This is a genomic window from Seinonella peptonophila, assembly GCF_900129355.1.
Taxonomy (GTDB): domain Bacteria; phylum Bacillota; class Bacilli; order Thermoactinomycetales; family Thermoactinomycetaceae; genus Seinonella; species Seinonella peptonophila.
On record NZ_FQVL01000005.1, the window covers coordinates 136,814 to 149,446 of the forward strand.

The following is a 12,633-nucleotide window of genomic DNA, read 5'->3' on the forward strand; positions in this document are numbered from 1 at the left end:
GATCAAATGAAAATAGGAAACCAATCAAGTAATCCCGATTATTTCCAAGTTACGAATTTTTTTATGATACTTGCTTAATTTTTTAAAAAAGACTAGCCAGTGTTTGCGGATTCGTCTACAATAATACTACGTACAAAGAGGAGAAATTTTCCCATTCGAAATATTTCGTTCCCTTTTTTTATAAAAAGTTACGTTACAGAAACCGATTGTCAGCAATAAAGTGGTGAAAAACATGCAAAATTATCGACGAAGGCGAAAGGATCGCTTTCCAAAAACAGAAAGGCGTAAATGGGCGATTCGTGCACTCGTCTTTATCATTGTAGTCGCCTTAGGGTCGGCAGTTTATGCTGGGACTCAAATCTGGGATGCAATTGCAAAAGGCCAAGATGAGTTAGAAAAGTCAAAACTCCGCGAAGGTCAAATCGATATGGATAAAGACCCTTTTGCAATCTTGTTAATTGGTTCCGATGCACGTAAGGAAGGCGGTCATAATTGGCGACCAGATGTTTTAATTGTAGCTGCGATCAATCCAAAGAAAAAATCAATGAAAATGATTAGTATTCCAAGAGATAGCTATGTAGAAATTGCCAATACAAATGGTGGTAAAGCAAAAATTAACCACGCTGCTCTCTACGGTTATCAGCATGGTGTAGACCCGGTAAAAAACACAAGAGAGACTGTCGAAAATTTTTTACATATTCCAATCGACTATTATGCAAAGGTTAACTTTAAAGGATTTATGGATTCTGTAGATGTCTTAGGCGGCGTCGATATAAATAATAAAAAAGCGTTTAGCCAAGGGACTTTTGGCGGAGGTAAACTATTTTTTAAATTAGGTCCTCAACATTTAGACGGAGAACATGCTTTAGCATATGCAAGAATGCGGAAGAAAGATCCAAGAGGGGACTTAGGGCGTAATGAGCGCCAACGCGAGGTGTTGAATCAATTAGTTGATAAAGCAATTAGTTTAGGTGGAATTACAAAGTTCTCAGAGTTAACACAAAAAGTAGGAGCAAACTTCAGCTATAGTTTTAAGCCTACTGAGATTCCTTCTCTGATTGCAATCTATAAAAGTATTCCAAAAAAGAACACTGAAACGCTAAATCTAAAGGTAACAAATGGTCGTCGCGACCGACAAGATGTTGTTCTAGTTGATAAACAAGATAGTGAACGGATCAGTAAGATTTTGCAAGAGCAATTGGAATGGAAACCAAAGAATGATCAACAAGGAACTCAGCAAACTGATAACCAGGAGTAATAACAAAAGAGCAAGAATGGTTCTTGCTCTTTTTGTTGTGGAATGGAGTGATCCCATGCAATCATACATAACAGTCAAAACACCTGCCATCCAAACATATACGATCCAAAAATCACGTTTTATCAGTATGATTCGTCCCATTCAATCATTAATAGAGGCAAACGAATGGCTTCGAACTGTAAAAAAAGAGTATTATCGAGCGACCCATCACTGTTATGGGTTTGTGATTGATTCTAAGATTTTAAAATCGAGTGATGATGGTGAGCCTTCTGGAACAGCAGGTCAACCCATCCTTGAACAGATTCAAGCAATGAATTGTTTTTTTACGGGAATTATAGTTATACGATATTATGGGGGTGTAAAGCTAGGAACGGGTGGATTGGTACGTGCCTATACAGAGGGCGCAAAACTTGCTCTTGATGCGGCAACAATGGTCACAATGGATCATTCACAACAGCTAACGCTTTATTTTGACTATGTTTATTTCGGTCGGTTAGAGTATGAACTGCGGCAACATGCAGTCATCAATGAAGAGCCCATCTATTTAGATAAAGTCATATGGAACATCTGGGTATCTGTTCCTACTGTCTCCAATCTAGTCGCCCAACTGCAAAATTGGACAAATGGACAAATCGAAATCAAGTATGGAGAGCGAACCTATCAGCCGCTTTAACGCTTCACGCTTGACCCTACCACCTCGAATGAGCCAAACGCCGTTATATTTAAAGTGAATTGTCCAGCTTGAACTCGTTGCATCTTCTTTAGTAGAGCAGCACTGAACTTTTCAACTCTTTCCTCGATCAATCTTTCTGACAAAGTCCGTCCCCTTTAAGTGATACTTTAACTGTGCGATCATGCAGAGGAGTTTGTACTCTTTTCCCTAAGATTACTTGACAATTACATTTAGTTTACAAATCGCTGTATAGGCGCTTTTTTTATTTCAAGTTGGGTATAATACAGTTAACAGATTGATGGAGGTGTTGGTTATGAATAACGCAACAGTAGTTAACAAAAACTTTTTGATTGGTTCACTCAATGCTGTGCTGCTCAGTCTTCCATTTTGGTTTTTGTTCTTCTACATCCTCCACATGATTACGGGCTAAGCTAATAATCCTTCGGTTTATATATAAGAAAAAACGGGTGAATCAACCCGTTTTTTCTATCTTGCTCCATTTCCAGTTAAAACAACCCAAATGGTTCTGAAAAAGATTTTTGTATCTAAAGCCATTGATTGATTTTGAATATAGTAAAGATCTAAATCCAACTTTTCTTTTGGTGTAATATCATATCCACCATTTACTTGCGCCCAACCAGTTAAACCAGGTTTGACTAACAGACGATGTTTAAAATCAGGAATCTCTTGGGCAAACTCTTCAGTGAAAATTGGGCGTTCTGGACGAGGACCGATCAGACTCATTTCTCCACGAAATACATTTAATAACTGTGGTAATTCATCAATTCTTGTTTTGCGAATGAACTGTCCGATACGCGTCACACGAGCGTCATTTTGTGTTGCCCACTGCGGACCATTCTTCTCAGCATCATTACGCATTGAACGAAACTTTATCACATTGAATAACGTCCCATTTAAACCATTCCGTACTTGTTTATAGAAAATGGGGCCCGGAGACTCCAATTTGATCGCAATTGCTGTAATAATGAGCACAGGCAACGTAACCACTAAGAGTAGCAAGCAGAACAGCACTTCAAACACTCTCTTACCAATATGATAAGCGGATGAACCGCCAATATTTGTCGTTGTTGTCAATAATACATTCTCTGCTTTCATAGTCGACTGTTACAAAAGAGACTAACGCTCCAAGTAACAGTACGTCACCTCCTATATCACTCAAAGATTACAGTAATGTTACAAAGCAACCCTAGTGCTAAGTATACTCTAGCCTTTGTCAGTTTACAACTATAAATTTTAATTCTTGCTATACTTTTGGACCAACATGCATGACAGCATACTCAGTTTGATAGTGGGTGAATGTACTGCGAAGCCCATCCTTCAATCTGATTTCAGCTTTCCAATTTAATGTTTGGTTTGCCAAAGTAGGGTCAAAGTAACTATGCTTGATATCGCCTGTACGCTCGGAAGCATACTTTTTCGTAACTGGATGCTCCTGAACCTCTTCGAATAACTGGATCAATTGATTCAACGAAACGTCTTCACCTGTACCAATGTTTAAAATTTCTCCATGACCTCGATCTATTGCTGCAAGGTTTGCCCTGGCAACATCTTGTACATTGATATAATCGCGTGTCTGTGTTCCATCTCCATAGATGGTAAGCGACTCTTCTCGTAACAAACGGTCAATGAAAATGGAAACGACTCCGCCCTCCCCATGTGGATTTTGGCGAATTCCATACACATTTGCATAACGTAAAATTGTATATTCAATCCCATACAATTCCTTATAGATGTGCAGATAGTGCTCTGCTGTATGCTTTCCTGCACCATATCCTGATAAGGGTTGTATGGGATGTTTTTCATCAATCGGAAGATAAACCGGGTTTCCATAGACTGCAGCAGTGGATGCAAAAATCGTTTTCTCGACACCTGACCTGCGCGCTGCTTCAAGTAAATGAATCGTTCCCATAATATTTGTTTGTGCATCTGCTATGGGTTGCTCAATCGATACAGGCACTCGTGTTTGAGCGGCTTGATGGAAGACGACCTTGGGACGTTCATTCATCAATACTTGTTCAAGCTGAGGGCTTGTCAAATCCATTTGATAACATGTTACAGCTTCGTTCAGATTTTCTCGATTACCAGTTGAAAAATTATCAACCACCACGACATGATGACCTTGCTCAATGCATTGATCAACGATATGTGAACCGATAAAGCCAGCCCCACCTGTAACCAGTACCTTCATCTCGTATGCTCCTTTCTAGAGTCATCCTGTAGCAAACGTTGATAGAGAGCAAATAAGTGCTTCTCTTCCATCTGCCAGTTATATTTCTCTTCATATGTTTTTCTTGCTTGGCGACTCATCAACTGAAAATGCTCTGGGTCTTTTAAGATTTCTACAACCTTTTCAGCAATCTGTTCAGGTTTCAAAGGGTCTACAACATATCCACACTGGTTACTCTCTAAAATCTCTTGCCACTGTGGAAAATTTGTTGCCACTTGCGGCAGTCCCATTGACATATATTCAAACAATTTGATTGGTAAAGATTCTCGATAATTATCAATCGGATGCAGGCAAGTAAGCCCTACTTTTCCTTTCTTGTACCACTCTTTTACCTGTTCAAATGAAACTCTTCCATGTATAAAAATATTTTTTTCTTTCAATGCTTCCTGGTTTTGGTCTTCCTGTTTAATATGTTGCAATGGTCCAATGATATGCAATTCCGCTTGATACTCTTCTGGAATGTACTCCATCATCTCAATCATTTCACGGTATCCTCTTAAATACGAAACACCGCCAACATATAAAATTCGATTCACACTCTTGTCTTCCTGTTGCTCTGTCAGGGGAGTAAAGAGCGGATAATTCTTAACTGTTACAACCTCTTTTGCTCCCTTTGATGTAAATTTCACATTAAAATCGTCTTTGACAGTAATGACGGCTGCTAGTCGTTTAGCTAAGCCTTTTTCGATAACTTTGACAATAGATGAGACAAGGGGGCGCATCCAGCGAGGAATCCAAGGTTTTGTGTGAATTTGTTGAGGCAAATCCTCATGCGAATCATAAATAACCGGTTTTCCTGTGCGCCGCTGAATACAAACCCCCCATGGGAGCAATTCGGGATCATGGAAATGGAAGATATCCGCTCCACTCGCTAGGGCACGTTTATAAAGCACCCAACCATTATAAAGCCGCTTCCAGCGGGACAATCGTTTCACACCAACGATTTTTACCCCTTGTTCCTCTTTTTGTTCAAACTCTGCAACGGCATGAAGCTCCACCTCATATCCAGCCTGAGCAAGCGAAACGGCCTCTTTATGAAAGACACGTGGATCATCATAAGCATGCACAGAACTTAAAATCATGACCTTCTTTTTACCCACTGTAGAACCCCTCTCAATTGTATCGAATGATCATTTTACCCATATGAAAGGGAAATATATTGCTCTTTTTGTTTTAGATTAGGAAAGGAGAGATGTTTGATTCTCCCTCCTTAACCTTTTGGCAATGCTTCTTTTTTCTGTAGCTCTCCAAGCACAACAACAGCTAGCCCAATTCCAATACAGATCCACATCGGTGTAAAATGAATCGCTGTACTAGGTGCAATCCCTCCAAAGCCATAGCCAATCAGCGCAGCAAGGCAGGAAACTGCAGCCCAACGAAGTTTGGTACTGATATATGGAGAGATTTTTCGTCTAGCCAAGATAAATAAACGCCACAACAACCAAACATATAGAGCCATATAAATGACAAAAATGATCACACCAAAATTAACTAAAACTTCAGCCCACCAGTTATGCATATTTACTTTATTTACTTTTGGCTGACCCTTCATCAGTGGTTCAATATTCCCGGCTCCCACACCCATATAGTGACTTTTCTTCAGGAACTTTAACCCATTTAGTAATAAAAACTTACGAACCGTTACGCTTTGCCCCGTTTCACCTTGGACAACAGCTTGATCTCCTTCCTCAACACTCCAACCCTCACGATTCAGGTCAGAAAAAATACCAAATGTACTGTTGAGTTTTGATTTGGCTTGTTTTCTTGCTTCAGCAGACAAAAATGTAGCTGACATCACGTTTACTACAACAGCAGCAACCAGAATCGCAGCGACACCAATTAAAATATTTTTCTTCGTGATTCGCTTTCGATTCATGGACAGCGGCATGACGATCAACAATATGACCGAGAAAAGTGGCAAAGCGAAAAGAGTATTACTTCTTGAACCAGTCGCTAATAATACATAAATCGCCAAGACAGCCGTCACATAGAGAAACCACTTTTGTTTTTTCTTTATCTCTAACATGTATAAAGCAGTAATTAAAAAGGGTAAACCTAGAGTAATACAAGTGGCTAAATCATTCTGGTTATTAAAAACAGATGTTACCACGGCAGAATCAAAGCCAAATGCACGGGAAGAGGGAAGATGTAAAAGTGTAATCGACTCAAAGACACCATAGAAGATGATTGCGACAAAAACACCGCACAAAATCTTCTCCATCTTCCACAGTTTGGATTCTGTGGCTAAGAAGTAAGGAAAAGATAAAGTAAGAGGTAACATCATGCCAAGAAAAATGAGGTATCGTATGCCATCACCCATACTGACAACCCACGTTAGGGAAAGTGTGGCATAAAGAAACCAAAAGAGATAAAACGCAGCATACCAACGAACTGGATACATATGGGATGCTTCCAGATTTTTTTCAGTCATAAATTTCAATATAACGCCGCCTGCGAGTAACACAAAGACTACTCGAAAGAAGGTTAACTTAAATCCTTCTGTAATTGGGATTCCTAAGGTGGGCCCCAAAAGAGCGCAGGCGATCATTAGATAAAACAATGTATCCAAACGCTTCTGTCTGGGTAACAAAAGATCACTCACCATCTCTCACCTTTTTCCTCCTAGTTTTGGCAAAAGAGCACTCAACCGATTCAAAGCTGCAAGGGGTAATAATTGGCTAGCAATAGCTGTCAATAATACAATCATCAATGCGATCAAATAATAAATCCATTGATTAGCAAAATTATTAAGTTGCACCCATGTAATTCCGATCATTGCTAGTAAATAAACCGTGATATAGATTAACATAGATCCAAAACGGAAATCTACAGGGTAAATTTTCTGGTTCTGCCGATATACGAATAAGATCACGACAAGATAAGCTACAACAGTCATGGAAACCGCTCCCCATAATCCAAAGAGAGGGATTAGCAAGATATTGCCTAATAAATAGACAATAGCAGCGACCAGAAAGGACTGAGAGATTTTCTTTGTCTGCTTCTTGATGAGCAAACCAACCCCAAACACTGTGTGTAAAACATTAAATAAGGTTCCGAGTGAAAGTAGCCAAACATAGATGTACCCTGAGGCGAGATCTGGTCTCCCAGCAAATATTTGATAGAGCGGGTCCATAAAGAAAGTTAAAATCATAATCGCAAGAGTTCCTACAACCAACAAAGCGCGCCCGACCAAACTATAGACTTGCGGAGCATCTTCTCGATCTTTAATTGACATTGAGAAAGGTCTCCATGCGAGTTGGAACGGGGAAGTGACAAGTACAATAATACTTGCTAAACGCAAACAGACTGCCAAAATATCGGCATCATGGACAGAAGAAAGATAGTAGACCATCGGCTGGCTAATAGTTGTAATAATCCAGAATGAAAGAAGTGTAGGCAGTAATGGAGCACCATAACTGATTAAATCCCCAAGATGTTTTCCCGATGGCTGAAAAACAAATTCTTTCCGAAAGATAATCAATAATATCAGTGCAACTGAACACTGACCGATCAACTGACCATAAAAGAGACCGAGCACACCTTGACCTTCTACCACAAACCAGACACTGAGCAAACTTGAGCCGATCACATAGCCCATACTAAAACTGTTAAACAACCAAACACGTCGACCATAACGTGCATAACCAAGTAGATGCTGGATAATAATCGCACCTAATGTTGCAAGTGTTGCAACTGTAAAGAGCTGGCTATAATCATGATTGGTTTTAAAAATAAGTTTCGCTAATGATTCTCCTGCAAAGAACGAGATTAAGGTAAAGACTAAGCAAATACCTGCACTAAACATAATCGCATTGGTCAAATATATTTTTCTTTCTCGTTCATCCTTCGCGTCAAAAAAGAAAAACGCCATTGCAGCATCTGTGCCAAGTATACAAAGATAAGTCAAAATTAATGTATAGCTATTTGTTAATCCCCAATCCGCCATCTGACCATCTTGATGAAGATAGCGGGTAAAAACAGGAACAAGCAATGCAGCAACTAGCTTGTTCCCCATTGTGGCTACAGCAAAAGCTGCGGAATCGGAAAATAATCGTTTAATATATTGTTTCATAAATAATCACTCTTGATTTTTGAGCTTCTCCTTCTCTGGTACAGCACGTAATTTCTTAGCAGGTACTCCCAAATATACAGTCTCTTCCTCTGTATCTTTACTAACTAGCGCTCCAGCAGCAATAAAACTTTCTTCTGCAACTGTAACACCAGGTAATAGGATGGAAGCACCCCCAACACGCGCTCCCTTTTTAATATGTGCTCCGCGTATTGATTGAAATCTTTCTTTGGTTCGGCCCATAAAGTTATCATTTGTTGTTGTCACAGTTGGAGCTATAAATACTTGTTCTTCGATTGTTGTATATGCTGTGATGTAGGCATTGGTTTGAATCTTGGTGCGGCTGCCAATTGTGACCTCGTTTTCTACCGCGACACCTCGTCCGACTACAACTTGATCACCAATCACTGTTTGTTCCCGAATCGAAGCTAAATCGCCAACCATTACTTCTGAGCCAATTGTCACACCTCGATAGAGAACTGAATTTGCACCAATTGTTGTTCCAGCCCCAATGATCAATGGTGGTAAATCCTTGCGAACTTTTACAGTTGAGAGTTTAGCTGGTTTTGGCCGCCGACCAATTACAGCATTATCAAAAATGGTCACATAATCCCCAATCTCAACACCAGCATATATCGTTACATTATTGCCGATTGAGACATGGTTTCCAATCTTGACCCCTTCTTCGATTACAGTAAAATGTCCGACAGAAACCTGCATTCCCATTTTTACGGAGTCATGGATGACATTCATGATAACTCCCCTTTATAGTTTTTCGTAAATTGCTTTGATTTTTGTTACATCTGCCAAGGCATTACGCGTGTCAAAGATCATGGGTGAATGATCAGCAATCATTTGATAATCAAAAGTCGTATGATCGGTAGTGATCAATACCAAGTCACTTGCTGATAGAAGTTCCGGCGTCAGGGGAGTTGTTTCAATCGTACGCCCCTTTAGTTGGAAACGGGGAACGTGTGGATCAACTACTGTAACATTTGCATGATTCTGTTCTAATAACTCTAAGATGGGCAGAACTGGCGATTCCCGCATGTCCTCAATATCTTTTTTATAAGCAACACCCAATACAGTAATCTTGGAACCATGTAATGGTTTCTGAGCATCGTTTAACATTTGCATAGCACGTGATAACACGAAATCTGGCATGGAATTATTAATCTCGCCTGCGATCTCAATCAATCGAGTATGATAATTATACTCACGCGCCTTCCAAGTTAAATAAAATGGATCAATGGGGATACAGTGCCCGCCCAATCCTGGACCGGGATAGAACGCCATAAAACCGTATGGTTTTGTTTTAGCAGCATTGATCACTTCCCAAACATCAATCCCCATCTTATGGCAGAGAATCGCCATTTCATTGGCTAGCCCGATATTGATATTCCGAAAGGTATTCTCTAAAATCTTTTCCATTTCTGCTACTGCTGGACTGGAAACTTCATGGACATCTCCCTCTAAAACAGAACGGTAGAGGGCAGCCGCAATCTTTGTACACTTAGTGGTTACACCCCCGACTACTTTGGGTGTATTTTTGGTTTTAAATACCTTATTTCCTGGGTCAACTCGTTCTGGTGAATAGGCAAGATAAAAGTCTTTTCCTACTTCATAGCCAGATGACTCTAAAATGGGTCGCACGATTTCCTCTGTTGTACCTGGATAAGTTGTACTTTCCAACACCACTAACATGTCCTGATGAAGATGAGCAGCAATACTACGTGCAGAAGATTCTACATAAGATGTGTTGGGTTGTTGATACTCGTCTAAGGGTGTCGGGACACAAATCATCACTGCATCAACTTCTTTGATTTTAGAATAATCAACAGAAGCGATCAATTTCCCCTCGTTCACAATCTTCTGTAGGTCATCATCAACTACATCACCTATAAAATTCACACCATCGTTCACCATATTAACACGTTTTTCTTGTACATCGAAACCGATTACTCTAAAACCAGCTTTTGCCTTTTCAACTGCTAACGGCAAACCTACATACCCTAAGCCAACTACACCAATAACAGCAGTCCGATTTTGAATCTTATCAAGCAGAACGCTTTGTTTTACTTTGGTTTCAGTTGTCACCTTAGATTCTCCCTTTATAGAAAGTCTTGATTGCATTGGCCACTTGCTCCATCACATCAAAAGATAGCTCTGGATAAAGAGGTATCGCAAATGTCCGCAATGCTGCTCGTTCAGCATGAGGCATACTACCTTCTGCATACTCTAGATGCTTAAATACTTCCTGCAAGTGGAGTGGTAATGGGTAATATATGCCCGTAGAAACACCTTGTTCTTTTAAGTATGCCATCAATTCATCTCTTTCTTCCGCTTGCACGATATAAAGATGATAAATATGTTTTCTTTGTTCAGCCGCAAAAGGTGTGACTAATGGAGTATCTGCTAACAATTGATTATATCGCTCAGCTCGCTGGCGTCGTGCATCATTCCATTGATCAAGATAGGGTAATTTAACACGTAACATTGCCGCTTGAAGCGCATCCAAACGGCTGTTATAGCCAAGCATATTATGATAATACTTCTTAGGATAGCTACCATGTACGCGTAAAATGCGGATTGTGTCAGCTAGTTGATCATCATTAGTTACAATCATACCGCCGTCTCCATATCCACCTAAATTTTTAGTTGGGAAAAAGGAGAATGTAGCCGCATGACCTAAATTGCCGATTCGCTTATCTTGATATGTTGAACCCATTGCTTGAGCAGCATCTTCAAGCACAAAGAGATGATGCTTTTCAGCAATTTCCATGATTTGATCCATATCTGCTGGTTGACCAAAAATATGAACTGGAATAATCGCTTTTGTTTTTGCTGTGATCTTCGCTTCAATCTTCTTCACGTCAATATTGTAAGTCTTTGGATCAATGTCAACAAAGACTGGTGTCGCGCCTAGCTCGGCGATCACTTCTGCTGTGGCAAAAAATGTAAATGGTGTAGTGATCACTTCATCGCCAGCACCAATTCCTTGTGCTTTTAATGCAAGTAACAAGGCATCTGTGCCATTTCCTACTCCGATAGCATGTTTCACACCACAAAACGCTGCTACTTCTTCCTCAAGTGCTTTTACTTCTGAGCCCATGATATATGCTCCACTTTCCAGCACTCGCATTGCAGCGGCTTGTATATCTTCACGGATTGTCTCAAATTGTGCTTTTAAGTCAAGTAATGATATTGATGACATGCTCATATCTCCCTTATATTGTTATATTTTTCTCTAGCTCTTCCAACTTAATTCTGTTGCCCGTATCTGCTGATCTTTGACATGCTAAAACTAATTTCAACACTTCGCGCCCCTCTACTCCCGAGACCAGAGGTGTACGATTTTCTTGAATCGCTTCAGTTAAATCCTCAATCATGCATTGATGGCCGGATACACCAAATGGATCAGCTTCAATCTGTTCTTTATAAACGGCAGCCTCTTGCTCAGATAGATCAGCAAATTTCCATTCCTTAATCCAGTTTGCCGTAGGTCCACCGATGATTGCAGTTCCTTGCTCACCAAAAATACTTAACGATTCTTCTAGATTCCGAGGGTAAAGCGTAACGGCTGCCTCTAACACGCCCAACGCTCCATTTTTAAAGCGAATAACCGATACTGAGACATCTTCTGTCTCAATATTACGTAAGCGAGTTGCAGAGTAGGTACTCACTTCTTCTGCTTCTCCCATCATCCACAATAGTAGATCCATGTTATGAATCGCTTGATTCATCAAAACTCCGCCATCCATCGCTTTTGTTCCACGCCATGCAGCTTGATCATAATAGGCTTGATTTCGATTCCAACGCACAGTTGCATTTGCATGGCTCAACTTACCAAAAGCGCCCTCTTCTAAGCGTTTATGCATCATTGCAATCGCAGGGCGAAAACGGTTGGGGTGAACAACTGCCAGTTTTACGTGATTTTTCTCACAAACATCTATCATTTGATCGGCATCTTCTAAAGATAATGCCATTGGTTTTTCTACCAGTACATGCTTTCCTGCTTCTGCTGCCTGAATGGTCAGCTTTGGATGAAGACCAGTTGGTGTACAGATCGATACGACCTCAACCTGTGGGTCTTTTAATAATTCATCAAGAGATGTATAACCTTTTACCTCATCATTTACAAAATCCTCTAATCGCACTGGGTCTGTATCACATACCGCAACTAATTTCGCATCTTTTACAGCTTGTAATGCAGCAACATGCTTTTTGGCAATATGACCACAGCCCACGATGGCATAACCAATCATGTTCATGCTCCTTTCCAACCTGTTGTTTGCCATAAGGATTTAGTTACCCAAAATCAGTCATCTACAGTTATTTATACAAATTCAATTCATTTATATTACAGTAATTTTACAAACTACTTT

General features: G+C 40.1%; 12 protein-coding genes. 2 read left to right on the plus strand and 10 right to left on the minus strand.

Going from position 1 to position 12,633, the window contains the following annotated elements; all coding sequences use genetic code 11:
• Positions 1-232 precede the first annotated feature (232 nt).
• Both BUB71_RS10270 and BUB71_RS10275 read left to right on the plus strand, forming a co-directional pair.
• Entirely contained in the window at positions 233-1,258 is a 1,026-nt protein-coding gene (locus BUB71_RS10270; protein ID WP_073154755.1) for an LCP family protein, read from the plus strand.
• 55 nt (positions 1,259-1,313) lie between these two features.
• Entirely contained in the window at positions 1,314-1,931 is a 618-nt protein-coding gene (locus tag BUB71_RS10275; protein WP_073154845.1) for an IMPACT family protein, read from the plus strand.
• On the opposite strand, the gene BUB71_RS19570 is transcribed toward BUB71_RS10275, so the two are convergent.
• The 10 genes from BUB71_RS19570 to BUB71_RS10320 all read right to left on the minus strand — a co-directional run bounded on the left by BUB71_RS19570 (position 1,928) and on the right by BUB71_RS10320 (position 12,513).
• Positions 1,928-2,074, minus strand: coding sequence for a hypothetical protein (locus tag BUB71_RS19570; RefSeq protein WP_175552340.1), 147 nt, complete (start codon positions 2,072-2,074; stop codon positions 1,928-1,930). The genes BUB71_RS10275 and BUB71_RS19570 overlap by 4 nt on opposite strands.
• 343 nt (positions 2,075-2,417) lie before the next feature.
• Positions 2,418-3,047 carry an exopolysaccharide biosynthesis polyprenyl glycosylphosphotransferase gene (locus BUB71_RS10280; protein WP_073154756.1) on the minus strand — a complete coding sequence of 210 codons (630 nt, stop codon included), beginning with the start codon at positions 3,045-3,047 and terminating at the stop codon, positions 2,418-2,420.
• Between the two features lie 148 nt (positions 3,048-3,195).
• Positions 3,196-4,140 (minus strand): NAD-dependent epimerase/dehydratase family protein, encoded by a 945-nt coding sequence (locus BUB71_RS10285; protein WP_073154757.1) that lies wholly within the window; start codon positions 4,138-4,140, stop codon positions 3,196-3,198.
• On the minus strand, positions 4,137-5,279 hold the full coding sequence (locus BUB71_RS10290) for a glycosyltransferase family 4 protein (RefSeq protein WP_084731409.1): 1,143 nt from the start codon (positions 5,277-5,279) through the stop codon (positions 4,137-4,139). Before BUB71_RS10290 ends, BUB71_RS10285 begins: the two co-directional genes overlap by 4 nt.
• Before the next feature lie 110 nt (positions 5,280-5,389).
• The gene (locus tag BUB71_RS10295; protein WP_073154758.1) at positions 5,390-6,784 is read right to left on the minus strand and encodes an O-antigen ligase family protein; all 1,395 of its coding nucleotides are present in this window, start codon (positions 6,782-6,784) and stop codon (positions 5,390-5,392) included.
• A 3-nt stretch (positions 6,785-6,787) separates the two neighbouring features.
• Complete coding sequence (locus BUB71_RS10300) at positions 6,788-8,251, minus strand: lipopolysaccharide biosynthesis protein (protein ID WP_073154759.1); 1,464 nt, start codon at positions 8,249-8,251, stop codon at positions 6,788-6,790.
• Positions 8,252-8,257: 6 nt separating this feature from the next.
• On the minus strand, positions 8,258-9,001 hold the full coding sequence (locus BUB71_RS10305; protein ID WP_073154760.1) for an acyltransferase: 744 nt from the start codon (positions 8,999-9,001) through the stop codon (positions 8,258-8,260).
• Positions 9,002-9,013: 12 nt separating this feature from the next.
• On the minus strand, positions 9,014-10,345 hold the full coding sequence (locus tag BUB71_RS10310) for a nucleotide sugar dehydrogenase (RefSeq protein WP_245815567.1): 1,332 nt from the start codon (positions 10,343-10,345) through the stop codon (positions 9,014-9,016).
• A gap of 1 nt (position 10,346) precedes the next feature.
• Positions 10,347-11,462: a DegT/DnrJ/EryC1/StrS family aminotransferase gene (locus tag BUB71_RS10315; RefSeq protein ID WP_073154761.1), complete on the minus strand. Its 1,116-nt coding sequence runs from the start codon at positions 11,460-11,462 to the stop codon at positions 10,347-10,349.
• A gap of 13 nt (positions 11,463-11,475) precedes the next feature.
• Positions 11,476-12,513 (minus strand): Gfo/Idh/MocA family protein, encoded by a 1,038-nt coding sequence (locus BUB71_RS10320; RefSeq protein WP_073154762.1) that lies wholly within the window; start codon positions 12,511-12,513, stop codon positions 11,476-11,478.
• Between the last annotated feature and the right edge of the window lie 120 nt (positions 12,514-12,633).